Genomic DNA, 17,831 nt, shown 5'->3' with positions numbered 1-17,831 from the left:
TTGGCCCGCGATGCCCGAAATGGCATAGACGGGCCGAGTCGGTTATAGGACGAACGGCTTGTCCTGGTGTCTACAACTACACCATCCGTCCAGCCCTATCGACCAAACCGCCAAAATTGACCCCTCACGGGTTCAAGGCCGACGGATGGCGATGGACCACCCCATAACGGACAGTCACGCAGTGATGACGTCCGGTTACGAAGGGACCAGACCCTCCGTTTCCCCGCAAAGCACGCATCGACTCCAGAACCACCCAAAAGTGGGCACGCTCACGTGAAGTTGGGCTGGTTGTCCCATTTTTGCACATAGGGGTAAGTTCGCGTCAACGGTGAGTAGTGTCACGTTCGACAGCTATTGACCCGAACCAGGACCTTGGTCATCGGCGCCGCGGTCCCTATGCCTCTTACAGTCATACACGGGCGGTCGGACGTCAGTTCGCGTACCGCAGCGCCAGCACCCGGCGCCACCGCGCCGTCAGTTCCCCGTACGCGCGCAGCGCCTCCGCGGTGTCCCCCGCCCGCAGCGCCCGCAGCCCCTCCTCCAGCTCCCCCGCCGAACGGTCCGCCACCAACCGCTCCGGCCCCAGCAGGTGCACCAGTCCCCCGTAGTCCAGTTCCACCAGCGAGCGCGGATGGAACTCCTCCAGCCACCGCCCGATCCGCTCCGCCCCCCGCACCAGGTCCCCCTCCGGCACCGCCTCGCGCAGCGCCCGGTAGGCCCGCGCCACCCGCCGGCGCGCCTGCGCCATCGGCACCAGGTAGAACAGCGCCGCCGGCCGGCCGGCCCCCTCCGCTCCGCCCCTCGGGCCAGGTTCCCCGCCCGGCGCCGCCGCCCCGCCGGGCACGAAGCAGCGGTCCTCGTCCCCGAACGGCAGGAACCAGCGCACCGGGACCTCCCAGCGGCTGGTGAGGATCCACGGCCGGGCGTCCGGGTGCCCGGCCCGCCAGCGCTCCCGGTCCGCCTCCGCCGCCTCCCGGGCCGCCGGCGGCAGCGCGGTGTCCAGCAGCGCCACCGGCGCCCCCGCCCGCAGCTCCTCCAGCGCCTGCCAGCTGCGCAGCCTGGTCGCCCACGGGCAGACGTACAGGACGCCGTCCACCACCCGCAGGTACGCCCGTCCGCTCTCCCGCTCGGGCAGCGCCCGGGGCGTCCGGGCGGCCAGCTCCGCGAGTGCCTCCCGCTGCTCCTCCAGCACCGCCGCCGCCACCGGCTGCGCCGCCTCCTCCGCGTCCGGCCCGCGCTCCGCCGCGTAGGCCTGCCAGCGCGCCCGCTCGGGCTCCGGGTAGGCGGCCAGCGGCTCGTAGACCCGCAGGTGGGCGGCGTAGGGCGGCTGCACCGAAGTACGTACGACGGTCACGTCCTGCATGGTCGCACGCGCCGCCCGGGGCCGGGAGGGCGCGGCCCCGAACCGTTCGCGCCCGCACCGCGCACCCCCTCCCGTCTCACCCTTCGGACAACCGGCACAAGCTCGGACAAGAGGGCGGATCGGCGGCGCCCGCCCGACTACGCTTCGCCTTAGGCGCCCGCACCACAGCAGCGGGCCTTCGATACTGGAGTCACCACAGTGACCGACGTACAGACCCCCGCCACGCACCCCGCACCCGGCGTGCTCAGCAGGATCTTCCGTACCGAACAGGACGGCGCCCCCGGCGACGGACACGAGCAGGTCGTCCTCTGCCACGACCGCAGCTCGGGCCTGAAGGCGATCATCGCCATCCACTCCACCGCCCTGGGCCCGGCCCTCGGCGGCACCCGCTTCTTCCCGTACGCCTCCGAGGAGGCGGCGCTGGAGGACGCGCTGAACCTGTCCCGCGGCATGTCCTACAAGAACGCGCTGGCCGGCCTGGACCTCGGCGGCGGCAAGGCCGTCATCATCGGCGACCCGAACAAGGACAAGAACGAGGCGATGCTCCGGGCCTACGGCCGCTTCGTCGAGTCCCTGCGCGGCCGCTACATCACCGCCTGCGACGTGGGCACCTACGTGCAGGACATGGACGTCGTGGCGCGCGAGACCGAGTTCGTGACCGGCCGCTCGCCCGAGCACGGCGGCGCCGGCGACTCGTCCATCCTGACCGCCTTCGGCGTCTTCCAGGGCATGCGCGCCTCCGCCCAGGCCCGCTGGGGCCAGCCGACGCTGCGCGGCAAGCGGGTCGGCGTCGCGGGCGTCGGCAAGGTCGGCCACTACCTGGTCGGCCACCTGGTCGCGGACGGCGCCACCGTCGTCGTCACCGACCCCTTCGAGGCCGCCGTGAACCGTGTGCGGGCCGCCCACCCCGACGTCGAGGTGGTCGCCGACACCGCCGCCCTGCTCCAGGCCAAGCTGGACGTCTACGCCCCCTGCGCCCTCGGCGGCGCGCTGACCGACTCGGTCGTCGGGGCGCTGGGCGAGTTCGGCACCTCGATCGTCTGCGGCGCGGCCAACAACCAGCTGGCCCACCCGGGCGTCGAGAAGGACCTGGCCGACCGCGGCATCCTCTACGCGCCGGACTACCTGGTGAACTCCGGCGGCGTCATCCAGGTCGCCGACGAGATCGAGGGCTTCAACTTCGAGCGGGCCAAGAACAAGGCCACCAAGATCTTCGACACCACCCTGGAGATCTTCACCCGGGCCGCCACCGACGGCATCCCGCCGGCGGTCGCCGCCGACCGCCTGGCCGAGAAGCGGATGCGCGAGATCAGCGCGCTGCGCACGGTCCTGCTCCCGGGCGCCCGCCGCAGCTGATCCGGCGCCGTCACCGGACCCCGGATGCGCGGGGGGCCGCCACCGCGGCCCCCCGCGCATCACGATGTGGAACCGGATTCTCACTTCTCCGCCCGAACGGGTGATCCGAGGTCCCCCCAGGGGGGATAATCAGTCCTGGAACGACGGACCTCAGACACCTCCGGACAGCGCGAAAACCGCCGCAAAACCTCCCTTGACCTGGAAAGACCTGGTCTCGGGTGCAGTCGGTGCGCGCCACGTCACACCGACGACGTACCGTCCAGCGGCGGAAACAGGTACCGTTAATGCTCCAAGGGACGGCTTCTCCCATTCGGGCAGGCCGGTCCTGATCATGAACACGTGTCAGACTCGGGGCCGTGAGCCCCATCGTTGAGGGGGTCGACCCATGGGGCGCGGCCGGGCCAAGGCCAAGCAGACGAAGGTCGCCCGCGAGCTGAAGTACAACAGCGGCGGGTTCGACGCTAACCGTCTGTCCAACGAGCTGGGCGTATCGCCGTCCACCTCTCCGATCGAGCCGGAGCCGATCGAAGAGGAGGAGGACGACGACCCGTACGCGGAGTACGCCGCCCGCTACGCCGACCTCGACGACGAGGACGACAACGAGCCGGGCACCGGGGCCTCGCAGGCCTCCCGCCGCTCGTAACAGCAGCTCCACCGGACCGGTCCGGGCGCCCTGGGCGCCCGGACCGGTCTTCGGCGTTCCCGCGGGCGGCCGGGTTGCAGGCCGGCAGCGGACCGGCCGGTGGTCGCGCCGCCCGCGCCGGACGGTGCCCGTGGGACACGAGAGGGCCCCTCCGGGGCGTCGGAGGGGCCCTCTCGCCGTCCGGGTCCGGATCAGACCGTCCGGAAGCCCTCGTAGGCGTTGTAGAGGGCCGCGCCGCCCTCGTGCTCGTCGGTGCGCTCGACGATGTCGCCGAGCAGCCAGGACTCGACGCCGCGGTCCTCCAGGATCGACAGCACGGCGTCCACCGAGTGCGGCGGGACGACCGCGACCATGCCGACGCCCATGTTGAGCGTCTTCTCGATCTCCAGGGTGGCCACGTTGCCGACCTCGGCGACGGTCCGGAAGACCGGCAGCGGGGTCCAGGTGCCGCGGTCCAGGCGGGCGTGCAGGCCGTCCGGGATGACCCGGGCCAGGTTGGCCGCCAGGCCGCCGCCGGTGACGTGCGAGAAGGCGTGGACCTCGGTCGCACGGGTGAGCGCCAGGCAGTCCAGCGAGTAGATCCGGGTCGGCTCCAGCAGCTCCTCGCCGAGGGTACGGCCGAACTCCTCGACCTTGCGGTCCAGCTTCCAGCCGGCCTCGTTCAGCAGCACGTGGCGGACCAGCGAGTAGCCGTTGGAGTGCAGGCCGGAGGCGGCCATCGCGATCACCACGTCGCCGGCCCGGACCCGGTCCGCGCCGAGCAGCGCGTCGGCCTCCACGACACCGGTGCCGGCGCCCGCCACGTCGTACTCGTCCGGGCCCAGCAGGCCCGGGTGCTCGGCGGTCTCGCCGCCGACCAGGGCGCAGCCGGCCAGCGCGCAGCCCTCGGCGATGCCCTTGACGATCGCGGCGACCCGCTCCGGGACGACCTTGCCGACGCAGATGTAGTCGGTCATGAACAGCGGCTCGGCGCCGCACACCACGAGGTCGTCGACGACCATGCCGACCAGGTCGTGGCCGATGGTGTCGTGCTTGTCCATGGCGGCCGCGATGGCCACCTTGGTCCCCACGCCGTCGGTGGCCGAGGCCAGCAGCGGCCGCTCGTAGTTCTTGAAGGCGGACACGTCGAAGAGGCCGGCGAAGCCGCCGAGACCGCCGACCACCTCGGGGCGGTTGGCCTTCTTCACCCACTGCTTCATGAGCTCGACGGCGCGGTCGCCCGCCTCGATGTCGACACCGGCGGCGGCGTAGGTGGCGCCGTTCTGGTTGGAGGTCACTGCGTGCGGCCCTTTCGGGTCAGGTGGGGTGGTTCGGAACAGCTGGGTCGGACTGCGGGGGGTGGAACGGCGGTGGGGTCCCGGTTCGCGGGACCCCACCCTGGCAGCGCTACGGGCGGCGCAGCGCGTCGGCCGCGCCCGCCCCGCCGAGCAGCGACTGGACGCCGTCCAGGTCGCTGCCGCTGGTCGGCTTGCCGCGGACGGCCGGCTGCTGCCGGCCACCCTTGATCTCGGCCTCCAGCAGCAGCTTGCCGAGCAGCGCCGGGTCCGGCAGCTCCATCGGGTACTCACCGTCGAAGCAGGCCCGGCAGAGCTTGTCCTTCGGCTGCTTGGTGGCCTCGATCATGCCGTCGATCGAGATGTAGGAGAGCGAGTCGGCACCGAGGGTGCGGCCGATCTCCTCGATGGTCATGCCGTTGGCGATCAGCTCCGCGCGGGTGGCGAAGTCGATGCCGAAGAAGCAGGGCCACTTCACCGGCGGGGAGGAGATCCGGATGTGCACCTCGGCGGCGCCGGCCTCGCGCAGCATCTTCACCAGCGCGCGCTGGGTGTTGCCGCGCACGATCGAGTCGTCCACGACCACCAGGCGCTTGCCCTGGATGACCTCGCGCAGCGGGTTGAGCTTGAGCCGGATGCCGAGCTGGCGGATGGTCTGGCTGGGCTGGATGAAGGTGCGGCCCACGTAGGCGTTCTTCACCAGGCCGGAGCCGTAGGGGATGCCGCTGGCCTCGGCGTAGCCGATCGCGGCGGGGGTGCCGGACTCGGGCGTCGCTATCACCAGGTCGGCCTCGACCGGGGCCTCCTTCGCCAGGCGGCGGCCCATCTCCACGCGGGAGAGGTGCACGTTGCGACCGGCGATGCTGGTGTCGGGGCGGGCCAGGTAGACGTACTCGAACACGCAGCCCTTGGGCTTCGCCTCGGCGAAGCGGGAGCTGCGCATGCCGTTCTCGTCGATGGCGATGAGCTCGCCGGGCTCGACCTCGCGGATGAAGGAGGCGCCGCAGATGTCCAGCGCCGCCGTCTCGGAGGCGACCACCCAGCCGCGCTCCAGCCGGCCGAGCACCAGCGGGCGGATGCCCTGCGGGTCACGGGCGGCGTACAGGGTGTGCTCGTCCATGAAGACGAGCGAGAACGCACCCTTGACCTTGGGCAGGACGACCTTGGCCGTCTCCTCGATGGAGAGGTCCGGGTGGCCGGCGAGCAGCGCCGTCACCAGGTCGGTGTCGTTGGTCGCCGCGGTCCGGCCGGAGCGCGAGACGTGCTCCTCACCGGGCAGTTCGGCGACCATGGCCGCCAGTTCGGCGGTGTTCACCAGGTTTCCGTTGTGCCCGAGGGCCAGCGAACCGTGCACGGTCGCCCGGAAAGTCGGCTGGGCGTTCTCCCAGACCGAGGAACCGGTGGTCGAGTAGCGGGCGTGTCCGACGGCGATATGCCCGTGCAACGACCCCAGGGAGGCCTCGTCGAAGACCTGGGAGACGAGTCCCATGTCCTTGAAGACGAGAATCTGGGAGCCGTTGCTCACTGCGATGCCCGCGGATTCCTGACCGCGGTGCTGCAGGGCGTAAAGGCCGAAGAACGTGAGCTTGGCGACCTCCTCGCCGGGAGCCCAGACACCGAAGACGCCGCAAGCGTCCTGGGGGCCTTTCTCACCGGGAAGAAGATCGTGGTTGAGTCTTCCGTCACCACGTGGCACGCCTTCGAGTCTAGGGCAGTTGGCACCGGCTTCCGGAACCCGGGACGCCGGGATTGTCGGGCGGTCGGCGCGTAACGCGCGTAGACAAAACCCCTTACGCGACGGGGATTTCGGTTCGCCGGAATTCCGCCGGGCGGCGGTTGGCCTTGTGGTTCGCGCCTGTTGGGGAGTTCCGTGTGCGGAACGGCGGGTGCCGGGGCGCGGACGAACGTGAGCCTGCTCACCCGGCGTTCACCTCGCGGCCATCCCGGCCCGGCCGGGCAGCACGGGGCGGTCCTACGCGGCCGGCAGCAGCAGGCCCCAGCAGCCCGGGCGCACCGTCCAGGTCCGGGCGCGGACCGGGCCGACCGGGTGGCCGTCCGCCTCGTAGCCGAAGCCCCGGCCGACCACCGAGACGCTCGCCGCCCGGGCCCGCACCAGGGCGCCGGAGACCCGGACCACGACCTCCATCTCGCCCGTCCCGTCCGAGGCGCCGGACGGCAGGGTGACCTGGACCAGCCGGACCGGCCGGTGGACGTCCGCGAGCAGCCGGCCGTCGGCCTCGACCCGGACCCGGGGGCTGTGGTCGGCATCCTCCGGCGTGAGTGCGTTCGCCTGCTCGGCCGCAGCCAGTTTCGCCCATAGCGAACGCCAGCCACCCGTACGGCTCACCATCCGGCGTGCGCCCCCGCCGGTGATCCGCACCCCGCCCAGCGCCACCCCGCCGCCGTCGTCCACCAACAGGTCCAGCCGGCGCGGGGCGCCCGCCAGCACCGCCCGCGCGGCCCGGACCGGCTCCCCCGGGACGCCGAGCGCGCGGGCCGCCGCCAGCCCCTCGGCACGGCCGACCGGAACCATCCCCACCGGTTCCGTGCCCAGCTCACGCTGCCGGTGCAGTGCCTGCAGCACCCGCTGCAACGCGAGGTCTGAACCGATCACCACCGGTCGCCGACGGCCCCGGTGCGAAAGCACCCGATCGAGTTCGGACGGGCTCTCCGGGTAGACCACCTTCGCGTCCGCGCCCCCGCAGAGCACGTCCTTCGCGATCCGCACCGACTCGCCGTCGGTCTGCCGGGCCACCGGGTCGAGGAGCAGCAGGAGCGGCTCGGGGCCGCCGGTTGCAGGCGTGGACAGGGACGACACGACCGGTCCTTCCTCAGGTAATCTCTCGGTGCAAGAGCCCCTTGCGCCATTGCGCCAGGGGCTTCGTCTATCTCGGGGCAGACTGCGGCCTACGCAGGATGCCCCAACCGGAAGGGGTGTACGCCTGTGCCGGCACTCGTGCTCGTTGGCGCTCAGTGGGGGGACGAGGGCAAGGGGAAGGCCACCGACCTCCTCGGCGGCTCCGTCGACTACGTCGTCCGCTACCAGGGCGGCAACAACGCCGGTCACACGGTGGTCATCGGCGACCAGAAGTACGCCCTGCACCTGCTCCCTTCCGGAATCCTCAGCCCGAACGTCACGCCGGTGATCGGCAACGGCGTCGTGATCGACCCGGCCGTGCTGCTCTCCGAGCTGGCCGGCCTGAACGAGCGCGGCATCGACACCTCCAAGCTGCTGGTCTCGGGCAACGCCCACCTGATCACGCCGTACCACCGCACCCTGGACAAGGTCACCGAGCGCTTCCTCGGCAAGCGCCGGATCGGCACCACCGGCCGCGGCATCGGCCCGACCTACGCGGACAAGATCAACCGCGTCGGCATCCGGGTCCAGGACCTGTTCGACGAGTCGATCCTGCGCCAGAAGATCGAGGCGGCGCTGCACGACAAGAACCAGATCCTGGTCAAGCTCTACAACCGCCGCACCATCCCGGCCGACCTGGTGGTCGAGGAGTACCTGGGCTACGCGGAGAAGCTCAAGCCCTTCCTCGCCGACACCACCCTCGTCCTGGACGAGGCGCTGAAGGCGAACAAGGTCGTCCTGCTGGAGGGCGGCCAGGGCACCCTGCTCGACGTCGACCACGGCACGTACCCCTTCGTGACCTCGTCGAACCCGACCGCGGGCGGCGCCTGCACCGGCGCCGGCATCGGCCCCACCAAGATCGACCGGGTCATCGGCATCCTCAAGGCCTACACCACCCGCGTCGGCTCCGGTCCGTTCCCGACCGAGCTGTTCGACGCGGACGGCGAGGCGCTGCGCCGGATCGGCGGCGAGCGCGGTGTCACCACCGGCCGTGACCGCCGCTGCGGCTGGTTCGACGCCGTCATCGCGCGCTACGCGACCCGCGTCAACGGCCTCACCGACTTCTTCCTCACCAAGCTCGACGTGCTGACCGGCTGGGAGCAGATCCCGGTCTGCGTCGCGTACGAGATCGACGGCAAGCGGGTCGAGGAACTCCCCTACAACCAGTCGGACTTCCACCACGCCAAGCCGATCTACGAGACGCTGCCGGGCTGGACCGAGGACATCAGCAAGGCCAAGTCCTTCGCCGAGCTGCCGAAGAACGCCCAGGCGTACGTGAAGGCGCTGGAGGAGATGTCGGGCGCGCCGATCTCGGCGATCGGTGTCGGCCCGGGCCGCGACGAGACGATCCAGATCAACTCGTTCATCTGAGCCCGGCCGCCTGAGCACGGCCGCCGAGGCCCAGTGCCCGAGGCCTGCCGGCTGAGGCCGAGCGCCTGAGGTCGAGCACCTGAGGTCGAGCGCTTCGAGGGCCCCGCGGGATCCGTCCGCGGGGCCCTTCACTGTGCCCTGGATCGACAGTTTGAACTAGTACAAATATCTGTTGCATCTAGTGCAGAGTCCCGTTACGTTCGGACCATGACCGCGAAGCTGCCCTCACCCGTCACCCTCACCGGCCGCCACATCCGCCTGGAGCCGCTGGAGCGCCGCCACCTCGCCGACCTCTGGGCCACCGTCGGCTCCGACCCCGAGGTCTGGCGCTGGATCCCGATCGTCGCGCCCGCCTCGGAGGAGGACATGGGCGCGCTCCTGGACGTCCGCCTCGCCGAGGCGGCGGCCGGGGAGTCGGTGTACTTCGCCGCCGTCGACCTGGCGAGCGGCCGGGCCGTCGGCATCACCGGCTACCACGACTTCAGTGCCGAGAACGAGTACCTGGAGATCGGCGGCACCTGGTACGCCCGCTCGGCCTGGCGCACGGCCGTCAACACCGAGTCCAAGCTGCTGCTGCTCACCCACGCCTACGAGGAACTGGGCATGGGCCGCGTCTTCTGGAAGACCGACGCCCGCAACGAGCGCTCCCGCAACGCGATCCTGCGCCTCGGCGCGCAGTTCGAGGGCGTCCACCGCCGCCACCGGCGCCGCCCGGACGGCACCTGGCGGGACAGCGCCTACTTCGCGATGCTCGCCGACGAGTGGCCGGCCGCCAAGTCCCGCCTGGTGGAGCGGCTTTCGCGGGGCTGACGGGGGCCGTCCGACGGGCGGCACGGACCGGACGGCACCGCCGTCCGACGGACAGGGCCACCCCTCACCGCCGGACGGCGACGACCGCTATTTCCGCTCGCCGCCCGCGGAACGGCCCGCCGCGATCCCGCGCTTCGCCGGGCGGGGCTCGCGGGGCTGGAGGGTCACCAGCCACACCAGCCAGCCGACGAACAGGACGGCGAGGAGGAGTACGGACAATGCGGCGACGAGGAGCGCATTCACCGGGATACGGAAATGCGGCGGGAAGGACGGGGACGGCGGGGAAGACGGAGCGGCGAGGGAAGGGGCATGGCTGTCTCCGGTCGGTGATGTCGGGCGCCGTGACCATGCATCTGGTGTGTAATTACGGCTGATTGAGGACTGTTTAGGCGACAACAAGTCAGCGAGTGACACGACGACCATAGAGTCGGGGTACCAGAGTTGCTACCGAGCGCGAGGACGTTCACTCCATCGTGGGGTATCCCCCATTTCGGTAGCTAGGGCCCGGAGTGCACGGCACACTTCACCGGAAGCATCGACCACAGCCGCGATCCGGAAAAGAGAGTCATGCCACCCCGCTTGTCGCCGACCGTGCGCCAGCAGCGCCTCGGGATCGAGTTGCGCAGGATGCGCGAACGCATGGGCGTGACGCCCAAGACCCTGGCCGCCACCATCGCTACCGACCTGCCCAAGATCTCCCAGATGGAGAACGGGAAGTCGGGCATCAGCGCGGACCGGCTGCGGATCTGGGCACGCACCTGCGGCTGCGAGGACGGCCCGTACCTGGACGCGCTGCTCGCGATGACGCAGGACCGGCGCAAGTACTGGTGGGACAACTACCGGGGTCGGCTCCCGAACGCGATCATCGACATCGCGGAGATGGAGCACCACGCGGCGTCCCTGTCCATCCTGAACAGCACCTTCATCCCCGGCCTGCTGCAAACCCCGGCGTACGCCGCCGCGGTGTTCGAGCGCCTCCCCCCGCAGTACCAGCAGGAGGCCGAGGTCCGGAAGGCATTCCGGATTCGGCGCCAGCAGATCTTCGTCGACCGTCCGAAGCCGTACAGCGCATTCCTGCACGAGTCCGCGCTGCGCATGCAGTTCGGCGGTCCGGAAGTGCTCCGCGAGCAGTTGCGGAGCCTGGTGGAGAATTCCGAGCGGCCCGGGGTGGAGATCCGGGTGATCCCGTTCAGCGTGCCCACCTACACGGGGTCCGGGGAGAGCCTCTACCTCGCCCGCGGGCCGGTCCCGGAGCTCGACACCGTCCAGATCGACCTCTCCCACGGTCCGAAGTTCGTGCACTCCGAGGCGGAATTGGACTCCTACCGACGGATCAAGGAGAAGACCGCGGCGATCGCACTCGGGTCGGACGAGTCCCGGGACTTCATCCGGACCTTACTGAAAGACTTCACATGAGCATGTGGCGCAAGGCCTCGGCCAGCGGCGAGAGCACCGACTGCGTCGAGGTCAGGGCGGCGGGCGGGCTGGTGGAGATCCGTGAGTCGGACCGGCCCGAGGTGGTCGTGCGGACCACGCCGCGCAAGTGGGCCGCCTTCGTCCGGGGCGTGAAGGCCGGGGAGTTCGACCGGTACGGCGACCTCACCCGGCCCTGACGGCGCCCGGCCCCGCCCCTCGGTCCCGCCCCGCCCGGCGCCGCACCCGCCCGGCCCTGACGGCGGCCGTCCGAGCCGGCGCCGGCGGTAGGCTTGGCAGCCCACAGTGGACACCTGCGCCTGGCACAGCACTCCGGGTGGGGTGCGCGTGCGGGAGAAATCGGAGCATCCGAGGATGGCTCGGCACCTGATCACCAGCGCCCTCCCGTACATCAACGGGATCAAGCACCTGGGCAACATGGTCGGGTCGATGCTCCCGGCGGACGTCTACTCCCGCTACCTGCGCCAGCGCGGCCACGAGGTGCTGTACATCTGCGCCACCGACGAGCACGGCACCCCCGCCGAGCTGGCCGCCCAGGAGGCCGGACTGCCGGTCGCCGAGTTCTGCGCCCGGGCGCACGACGCGCAGCGGGCGGTGTACGACGGCTTCGGACTGTCCTTCGACCACTTCGGCCGCAGCTCCTCGCCGCAGAACCGGGAGATCACCCAGGAGATCGCCCGCGAGCTGCAGCGCAACGGCTTCATCGAGGAGCGCGCGATCCGCCAGGTGTACTCGAACACCGACGGACGCTTCCTGCCGGACCGCTACATCGTCGGCACCTGCCCGCACTGCGGCTACGACAAGGCCCGCGGCGACCAGTGCGAGAACTGCACCCGGGTGCTCGACCCGACCGACCTGCTGGAGCCGCGCTCGGCGATCAGCGGCAGCTCCGACCTGGAGGTCCGGGAGACCAGGCACCTGTTCCTGCTCCAGTCGAAGCTGACCGAGGAGGTCGAGGACTGGATCGCCGCCCACGCCGACTCCTGGCCGGTGCTGGCCTCCTCGATCGCCCGCAAGTGGCTGACCGAGGGCCTGCAGGACCGCTCGATCACCCGCGACCTGGAGTGGGGCGTCCCGGTGCCGGCCGACGTCTGGCCCGAACTGGCCGCCGAGGGCAAGGTGTTCTACGTCTGGTTCGACGCCCCGATCGAGTACATCGGCGCCACCAAGGAGTGGGCGGACGCGGCCCCGGCCGGGCAGCTGCGGGACTGGAAGTCCTGGTGGTACGAGGCCGACGCGACCGTCCGCTACACCGAGTTCATGGCCAAGGACAACGTCCCGTTCCACACCGTGATGTTCCCGGCGACGATCCTCGGCTCGCGCCGCCCGTGGAAGAAGGTCGACTACGTCAAGGCCTTCAACTGGCTGACGTACTACGGCGGGAAGTTCTCCACCAGCCAGAAGCGCGGCGTCTTCACCGATGTCGCCCTGGAACTGCTGCCGGCCGACTACTGGCGCTACTTCCTGATGGCGCACGCGCCCGAGTCGGACGACTCCAGCTTCACCTGGGACCTCTTCGCCTCGGTGGTCAACAAGGACCTCGCCGACACCCTCGGCAACTTCGTCAACCGGGTGCTGTCCTTCAGCCGCAAGCGCTTCGGCGACGACGTCCCGGCCGGCCACCCGGCCGGCGGGGCCGAGCAGCGCCTCGGCGAGCAGGTCGCCGGGCTGCTCGCCGAGTACGAGACCCAGCTGGAGGCGCTCAACTTCCGCAAGGCGGCGCAGGCCCTGCGCGCGCTGTGGAGCGCGGGCAACGCCTACCTGGACGAGAAGGCGCCCTGGCTGCAGGTGAAGACCGACCCGGAGGCGGCGGCGCTCACCCTGCGCACGGCGATGAACCTGATCCACCTGTACGCGGTGGTGTCCGAGCCGTTCATCCCGGCCGCCGCGGCGGCGATGCGCGGGGCCTTCGCCCTGCCCGCGGACTCGCCGGCCGCCACCCGCCGCTGGGTGGGCCCGGAGGAGGCGCGGGCGCTGGACCTGGTCCCGGCCGGAACGGCGTTCACGGTGCCGCCGGTGCTGTTCGCCAAGATCACGGACGAGGACCTGGCGGCCTGGACGACCCGCTTCGGCGGCTCGGCGGGCTGAGGCCGGCGCACTGGGCGGGGCCGGAGGCGATCCTCCGCCCCGCGCCCACTGCTACCGGGCCGTCTCCCCCGCCACCCAGTCCAGGTAACCGGGACTGCCGGCCACCACCGGCACGGCGATCACCTCGGGGGTCCGGTACGAGTGCCGTTCGGCGACGAACGCGCCCAGCCGGTCGGCGAGTTCGGCCCGGGTCTTGAGGTCGATCCGCCACTCCTCGGCGTCCTGCACCTCGCCCTCCCACCAGTACACCGACCGCACCGGGTACACCTGGGCGCAGGCCGCCAGCCGCTCCCGCACCACGGCGGACGCCAGGGCCCGGGCCTGCTCCTCGCTCTCGTGGGTGGTGGTCACCACGACGAAGCGCTGCTCGCTCGCTGTCATGCCCCGACGGTATCCCGGGGACGCCGGCCCGGACCCCGTCCGTGCACCTGACGGCGCCCCTGACTGCGCCCTGTCCGCGCCCGGGGTTCCGTGCGGTTCCGTGCGGTTCCGTCCGGTTCCCGTTCGCTGCGCTCAGGTCTTGCGGGCCGTGTGGACGGTCATGGCGGAGAGGTAGAAGGCGTCCGGGCGGTGGAGGATGCCGGTGGGGGCGTCCTCGTCGAGGAGGGCCTCCAGGGTGGTCCGGTCCTCGGGCGAGAGGCTGTCGGCGAGCCGGTCCTGCAGCCGGGCGAGCTGGGTGCGCAGGTACTCGCGGGTGCGGCGGTCGAGCGGGGCGGGACGGTCGATCAGGAAGGTGCGGGTGCCGCTCGGGGTCAGGCCGGCGCGCTCCAGCATGGCCGGCCAGTCCTCGATCTCCTCGGTGCTGCCCGGCAGTTCGTCCCGCATGGCGTTGAAGACGTCCTCGTGGGCGGCGTCCAGCCGGGACTGGAGACCGGGCCGGCCGAGGCCGACGTCACGGGGCAGGTAGCGCGCGGGCAGGCCGCGTTCGGCGACGGCGAGCAGGCCGCCCGGCCGCAGCAGCCCGGCGAGCGAGGTGAGCGCCGCCTGCTGGTCGCCCAGGTGGTGGATCGCGTTGCCGGACCAGATCAGGTCGGCCTCGCCGAGCTTGTCGAACTCGGCGGGCAGGTCGGCCTGCCGAGTGGCGAGCCTGCCGCCGGAGCGGGTCCGGGCGCGCTCCAGCAGGGCGGCCGACTGGTCGACGGCCACCACCTCGGCCGCCGGGAAGGCGTCCGCCAGCAGCCCGGCGATCACCCCCGGACCGCTGCCGATGTCCAGGACCCTGCGGACGCCGTCCGCCCGCTCCGGACCGTGGCCGTAGAGGGCGGACAGCCACCGCGTGGCCTCGGTGACGGCGGCGGCGCGCAGGTCGGCCTCGTGTTCCAGGTGCGCGGCGAGCGCGTCCCAGTCGAAGTCGGGGTCGGGCACGTACCCGTGGGCGTGGCCGTGGGCATGGGCGTGGCCGTGCCCGTGCCCGTGCTGGTCGGATTGCTGGTGCGAGGTCATGTCCGTTCTCTCCGTTCGCGGTTGACGAATGCTTCCCCGCTCACGCGGGCACCGCGGCGCCGGACGCGCGGTGGGCCGCGACCGCCCGGCCGAGGTCCTCCTCCGCGAGGTCGTGGTCGAGCGCGAAGGCCGCCGCCGCGCCCGCCCCGGCGGCGGTGACCACCTGGGCACGGGGGTCGGTGACGTTGCCGACCGCCCAGACACCGGGGAAGCTGGTGCGGCCGGCCCGGTCGGTGGTGACCCAGCCGTTGTCGTCCCGTGCGCAGTCGAGGCCGAAGAGCAGCGCGTCCCGGGGCACCGGCTGCGGGAAGACGAACACCGCCTCCCGCGGCACCACCCGCCCGTCGGCGAGCTCGACACCGCGCAGCCGCCCGTCGTCCGACACCAGCCGGAGGATCCGGCCCTCGACCACCCGCACGCCGCGGGCGGCGAGCCGTTCCCGCTGCACGGCCGTGAGGCGGAGGGTGTGCACGAGCAGGACGACGTCCGCCGACCACTGCCGCAGCAGCAGCGCCTGATCGACGGCCATGGGGTGGGTGCCGAGCACGCCGAGCGGACGGTCGCGGACCTCCCAGCCGTGGCAGTACGGGCAGTGCAGCACGTCGCGGCCCCACCGCTCGGCCAGGCCCGGCAGCTCCGGCAGCCCGTCGCGCAGCCCGGTGGCGACGACCACCCGGCGCGCGGGCAGCACCGGCCCGCCGGCCAGGTGCACCGCGAAGCGCGGCCCGGCGGGCTCCGCGTCCGTCGCGTCCGTCGCGTCCGTCGCGGTCGTCGCCGTCTCGACGTGCTCGACGTGCTCGACGTGCTCGACGTGCTCGACGTGCTCGACGTGCTCGACGTGCTCGACGTGCTCGACGTGCTCGACCCGGGCGTCGATCAGGTCGACCCCGTACCGGGCGACCTCCTCCCGGCCGACCGCCAGCAGCGCCGCCGGCGGCATGCCGTCCCGGCTCAGGTAGCCGTGCATGTGGGCGGCGGGGGCGTTGCGCGGCTCACCGGCGTCCACCACCGCGACCCGGCGCCGGGCCCGGCCCAACACCAGCGCGGCGTTCAGCCCCGCCGCGCCGGCCCCGACCACCACCACGTCGTAGCGCCCGTCCGGCCTCGTCATCGTCGTATCGGTCCTCTCGCGCATGGCGCTCACCTCCACCGCCAGGCTGCGGCCGACCTCTACGCGGCGGCAAGCTTTGTTGCCACCCCAGCAAACCGGCGCCGGTGCGAGCAGGCCGCCGGCCCCCCTGGCCACCGCGCCCGCCCGACCGCAGTGGCCGGGCGGGCGCGCCGGGGTGAGTGTGCGCGCCGGGGTGAGTGTGCGCGCCCGGCGGGGCTATCCCCTCGGGGCGGCGAAGCAGTGGACGGTGACCGTACGGCCGGAGGCCCACTGCTGGTCGCCGCTGCCAAGGTGGGTCCAGCCGAGGCGGCGGTAGAGGGCGACGGCCGCGGTGTCGGTGGCCAGGACGTCGAGGACGGGGTGCAGGCCGAGCGCCCGCGCGTGCGTCACGGCGCAGGCGAGCAGGCGGGCGCCGAGGTGGTGGCCGCGCGCCCCCGGGGCGACGTAGAGGCGGCCGATCACGGCGGTCAGCTCCGGGCGGCCGCCGGTGCGGCGGCTCCACAGGGCGGGGGCGAGGTCGCCCGGGCCGCTGCGGGCGAGGCCGACGTGGCCGGCCGGTCGGCCGTCCGACTCGGCGATCCAGGCGGCCAGCAGGCCGTCCGGGGTGAGCCAGGCGGCGGGGTGGTCGGGCCAGTCGGCGGGGTAGTGGTCGGCGCTGTGGACGACACCCAGCACCCGGACGCAGTCGGGGAGGTCATCGGCGCGACGCGGTCTGACCAGCACTCCGGCCCCGGACCGCCGTGAGCCGGACGCGACGACGTCGGCGCGTTCTTCAAGGTCTGCCATGCCGGTACGTTACCGGCCGGCCTTCACCGTCGCAGCAGGTCGACGCCCCCGGCCGGGCCCTCCCCCGCCGCCGCCGATCCGCCGCCGACGCACCCCCAACTCGCGTCCTGAGAGCAGCAGTTCGACACCTCGCCCACCACCCGCAGCCCGGCAGCGCCACTGCCTCCGGACCGCTACGCGATCGCGGCCGACACCACCGCCGCCACCGCGACGTTGCAGCTGGCCGACACCCACACCGCAGGGTGCGGCTCCGACTCGACCAGGATCGCGCCGAGCTTGCCGGGCGTCAGCACGTCCACCAGCCAGAACGCGACGGCCATCAGCAGCAGCCCGAGCAGGCCGTAACAGGCCGTGGAGACCAGGCCCTTGCCGAAGTCGGCGTAGGTGTACATGATCGCGGTGAAGACGATGCCGCCGATGCCGAGCAGCGCGGAGCTGAGCAGGACGGCGGCGTTGCGGTTGCGCTCGACCCAGATCTGGTGGCCGAGCCGCCCGGGCGTCAGCAGGTCCACCAAGCCGATGCCGAGCAGCAGCAGCACCACCCCGAGGGCGCCGTAGGCCGCTGCCGCGCCGAGCCCGTGCAGGATGTCGTTCATCGTGGTTCCAGTCCCCCGGTCCGTTCTCGCCGTACGTCCCCGACCGGGCTGGTCAGGGCCCCCTCGACCCGGCCGGGTCAAGGGTTGGCAAAAGATACCCCACCCGCATGAGAGGCGGACCGGGATCCGGGAACCGGGGACGGTCAGTCCTCCTCGTGCGCCAGGTGGTCGACGCAGGCCGCGATCGCCAGCAGCAGGCCGGTGTCCGCGCCGTCGGCGATCTCCACCCCGTAGGTGTCCCGAACCCGGAACCACTTGCGGCTGATCCGGGCCAGCTCGTCGCCGTGGTCGTTCTCGATCCGGTAGTCCTTGTCGATCAGGTTGCCGTGGATCTTCAGCTCGCCGCCGGAGGCGAGGTCCACCAGGTACTTGTCGCGGAACGGGGTGAACAGCTTCTCCCGGACGGTCGCGATCACCTCGCCGTCGGCGTCCTCGATCTTCATCGCGTCGCGGACGGTGAGCATCTTCTCCTTCACCACCGCGACCAACCGGTCCTGCGCGTCCCGCAGTTCGAAGGTGTGCCGCAGCCGCAGCACCTTGCCGTCCACCAGGTACGCCTTGTGGCCCCGGTCGTCCTCGATCCAGTAGTCGTCGCCGACCGCGAACAGCTTCTCCCTGACCAGATACCGCACCTCGGGACCTCCTCCGTGTTGACGTCGACCCCATTCGACCCCGAGCCCCCGCCCGTCGAAAAGCACC

At 72.0% G+C, this 17,831-nt stretch carries 18 protein-coding genes; 7 read left to right on the top strand and 11 right to left on the bottom strand.

Going from position 1 to position 17,831, the window contains the following annotated elements; all coding sequences use genetic code 11:
- Positions 1–430 precede the first annotated feature (430 nt).
- Positions 431–1,363, bottom strand: a complete 933-nt coding sequence (locus AB0Q99_RS15575) for a hypothetical protein (RefSeq protein ID WP_363571913.1) — start codon at positions 1,361–1,363, stop codon at positions 431–433.
- Positions 1,364–1,603: 240 nt separating this feature from the next.
- On the opposite strand from AB0Q99_RS15575, the gene AB0Q99_RS15570 reads away from it, so the two are divergent.
- Both AB0Q99_RS15570 and AB0Q99_RS15565 read left to right on the top strand, forming a co-directional pair.
- Positions 1,604–2,719, top strand: coding sequence for a Glu/Leu/Phe/Val dehydrogenase dimerization domain-containing protein (locus AB0Q99_RS15570; RefSeq protein ID WP_363572098.1), 1,116 nt, complete (start codon positions 1,604–1,606; stop codon positions 2,717–2,719).
- A gap of 385 nt (positions 2,720–3,104) precedes the next feature.
- On the top strand, positions 3,105–3,362 hold the full coding sequence (locus AB0Q99_RS15565) for a DUF3073 domain-containing protein (protein ID WP_360257915.1): 258 nt from the start codon (positions 3,105–3,107) through the stop codon (positions 3,360–3,362).
- A 191-nt stretch (positions 3,363–3,553) separates the two neighbouring features.
- Here AB0Q99_RS15565 and purM read toward each other — a convergent pair whose 3' ends face one another.
- The 3 genes from purM to AB0Q99_RS15550 all read right to left on the bottom strand — a co-directional run bounded on the left by purM (position 3,554) and on the right by AB0Q99_RS15550 (position 7,454).
- The gene (gene purM / locus AB0Q99_RS15560) at positions 3,554–4,639 is read right to left on the bottom strand and encodes a phosphoribosylformylglycinamidine cyclo-ligase (RefSeq protein ID WP_363571911.1); all 1,086 of its coding nucleotides are present in this window, start codon (positions 4,637–4,639) and stop codon (positions 3,554–3,556) included.
- Between the two features lie 109 nt (positions 4,640–4,748).
- Entirely contained in the window at positions 4,749–6,332 is a 1,584-nt protein-coding gene (purF, locus tag AB0Q99_RS15555) for an amidophosphoribosyltransferase (RefSeq protein WP_363571909.1), read from the bottom strand.
- A 276-nt stretch (positions 6,333–6,608) separates the two neighbouring features.
- On the bottom strand, positions 6,609–7,454 hold the full coding sequence (locus tag AB0Q99_RS15550; protein WP_363571907.1) for a diacylglycerol kinase: 846 nt from the start codon (positions 7,452–7,454) through the stop codon (positions 6,609–6,611).
- Between the two features lie 126 nt (positions 7,455–7,580).
- On the opposite strand from AB0Q99_RS15550, the gene AB0Q99_RS15545 reads away from it, so the two are divergent.
- Positions 7,581–8,864 carry an adenylosuccinate synthase gene (locus AB0Q99_RS15545; RefSeq protein ID WP_363571905.1) on the top strand — a complete coding sequence of 428 codons (1,284 nt, stop codon included), beginning with the start codon at positions 7,581–7,583 and terminating at the stop codon, positions 8,862–8,864.
- A gap of 207 nt (positions 8,865–9,071) precedes the next feature.
- Positions 9,072–9,674 carry a GNAT family protein gene (locus AB0Q99_RS15540; protein WP_363571903.1) on the top strand — a complete coding sequence of 201 codons (603 nt, stop codon included), beginning with the start codon at positions 9,072–9,074 and terminating at the stop codon, positions 9,672–9,674.
- 87 nt (positions 9,675–9,761) lie between these two features.
- Here the strand turns inward: AB0Q99_RS15540 and AB0Q99_RS15535 are convergent, their stop codons facing one another.
- A complete protein-coding gene (locus AB0Q99_RS15535) occupies positions 9,762–9,917 on the bottom strand; it encodes a hypothetical protein (RefSeq protein ID WP_363571901.1) in 156 nt (51 codons plus the stop codon).
- A gap of 324 nt (positions 9,918–10,241) precedes the next feature.
- Between AB0Q99_RS15535 and AB0Q99_RS15530 the strand changes: the two genes are divergently transcribed.
- From AB0Q99_RS15530 to metG, 3 genes are all read left to right on the top strand, one after another.
- Positions 10,242–11,090, top strand: a complete 849-nt coding sequence (locus AB0Q99_RS15530) for a helix-turn-helix transcriptional regulator (RefSeq protein WP_363571899.1) — start codon at positions 10,242–10,244, stop codon at positions 11,088–11,090.
- Positions 11,087–11,287: a DUF397 domain-containing protein gene (locus tag AB0Q99_RS15525; protein ID WP_363571897.1), complete on the top strand. Its 201-nt coding sequence runs from the start codon at positions 11,087–11,089 to the stop codon at positions 11,285–11,287. The genes AB0Q99_RS15530 and AB0Q99_RS15525 overlap by 4 nt, the downstream gene beginning before the upstream one ends.
- A gap of 175 nt (positions 11,288–11,462) precedes the next feature.
- Positions 11,463–13,196: a methionine--tRNA ligase gene (metG, locus tag AB0Q99_RS15520; protein WP_363571895.1), complete on the top strand. Its 1,734-nt coding sequence runs from the start codon at positions 11,463–11,465 to the stop codon at positions 13,194–13,196.
- Between the two features lie 51 nt (positions 13,197–13,247).
- Here metG and cutA read toward each other — a convergent pair whose 3' ends face one another.
- The 6 genes from cutA to AB0Q99_RS15490 form a co-directional block, all read right to left on the bottom strand.
- The gene (gene cutA / locus AB0Q99_RS15515) at positions 13,248–13,577 is read right to left on the bottom strand and encodes a divalent-cation tolerance protein CutA (protein ID WP_363571893.1); all 330 of its coding nucleotides are present in this window, start codon (positions 13,575–13,577) and stop codon (positions 13,248–13,250) included.
- Between the two features lie 132 nt (positions 13,578–13,709).
- Complete coding sequence (locus tag AB0Q99_RS15510; RefSeq protein ID WP_363571891.1) at positions 13,710–14,639, bottom strand: class I SAM-dependent methyltransferase; 930 nt, start codon at positions 14,637–14,639, stop codon at positions 13,710–13,712.
- A 40-nt stretch (positions 14,640–14,679) separates the two neighbouring features.
- Positions 14,680–15,774: an NAD(P)/FAD-dependent oxidoreductase gene (locus AB0Q99_RS15505; protein WP_363571889.1), complete on the bottom strand. Its 1,095-nt coding sequence runs from the start codon at positions 15,772–15,774 to the stop codon at positions 14,680–14,682.
- Between the two features lie 192 nt (positions 15,775–15,966).
- Complete coding sequence (locus tag AB0Q99_RS15500; protein WP_363571887.1) at positions 15,967–16,536, bottom strand: GNAT family N-acetyltransferase; 570 nt, start codon at positions 16,534–16,536, stop codon at positions 15,967–15,969.
- A gap of 173 nt (positions 16,537–16,709) precedes the next feature.
- Positions 16,710–17,132: a DUF350 domain-containing protein gene (locus tag AB0Q99_RS15495; RefSeq protein WP_363571885.1), complete on the bottom strand. Its 423-nt coding sequence runs from the start codon at positions 17,130–17,132 to the stop codon at positions 16,710–16,712.
- Positions 17,133–17,275: 143 nt separating this feature from the next.
- A complete protein-coding gene (locus tag AB0Q99_RS15490) occupies positions 17,276–17,764 on the bottom strand; it encodes an LURP-one-related family protein (RefSeq protein ID WP_363571883.1) in 489 nt (162 codons plus the stop codon).
- Between the last annotated feature and the right edge of the window lie 67 nt (positions 17,765–17,831).

The sequence above is a fragment of the Kitasatospora sp. NPDC086791 genome, from assembly GCF_040685975.1.
GTDB lineage: Bacteria > Actinomycetota > Actinomycetes > Streptomycetales > Streptomycetaceae > Kitasatospora.
This window is presented reverse-complemented; position numbering and strand designations above follow the sequence as displayed.

Coding starts and splice junctions, on each gene's coding strand:
- AB0Q99_RS15575 (WP_363571913.1), bottom strand. CDS start 1,363: ATGCAGGACGTGACCGTCGTACGTACTTCGGTGCAGCCGCCCTACGCC.
- AB0Q99_RS15565 (WP_360257915.1), top strand. CDS start 3,105: ATGGGGCGCGGCCGGGCCAAGGCCAAGCAGACGAAGGTCGCCCGCGAG.
- AB0Q99_RS15540 (WP_363571903.1), top strand. CDS start 9,072: ATGACCGCGAAGCTGCCCTCACCCGTCACCCTCACCGGCCGCCACATC.
- AB0Q99_RS15530 (WP_363571899.1), top strand. CDS start 10,242: ATGCCACCCCGCTTGTCGCCGACCGTGCGCCAGCAGCGCCTCGGGATC.
- AB0Q99_RS15525 (WP_363571897.1), top strand. CDS start 11,087: ATGAGCATGTGGCGCAAGGCCTCGGCCAGCGGCGAGAGCACCGACTGC.
- metG (WP_363571895.1), top strand. CDS start 11,463: ATGGCTCGGCACCTGATCACCAGCGCCCTCCCGTACATCAACGGGATC.
- cutA (WP_363571893.1), bottom strand. CDS start 13,577: ATGACAGCGAGCGAGCAGCGCTTCGTCGTGGTGACCACCACCCACGAG.
- AB0Q99_RS15510 (WP_363571891.1), bottom strand. CDS start 14,639: ATGACCTCGCACCAGCAATCCGACCAGCACGGGCACGGGCACGGCCAC.
- AB0Q99_RS15505 (WP_363571889.1), bottom strand. CDS start 15,774: ATGCGCGAGAGGACCGATACGACGATGACGAGGCCGGACGGGCGCTAC.
- AB0Q99_RS15500 (WP_363571887.1), bottom strand. CDS start 16,536: ATGGCAGACCTTGAAGAACGCGCCGACGTCGTCGCGTCCGGCTCACGG.
- AB0Q99_RS15495 (WP_363571885.1), bottom strand. CDS start 17,132: ATGAACGACATCCTGCACGGGCTCGGCGCGGCAGCGGCCTACGGCGCC.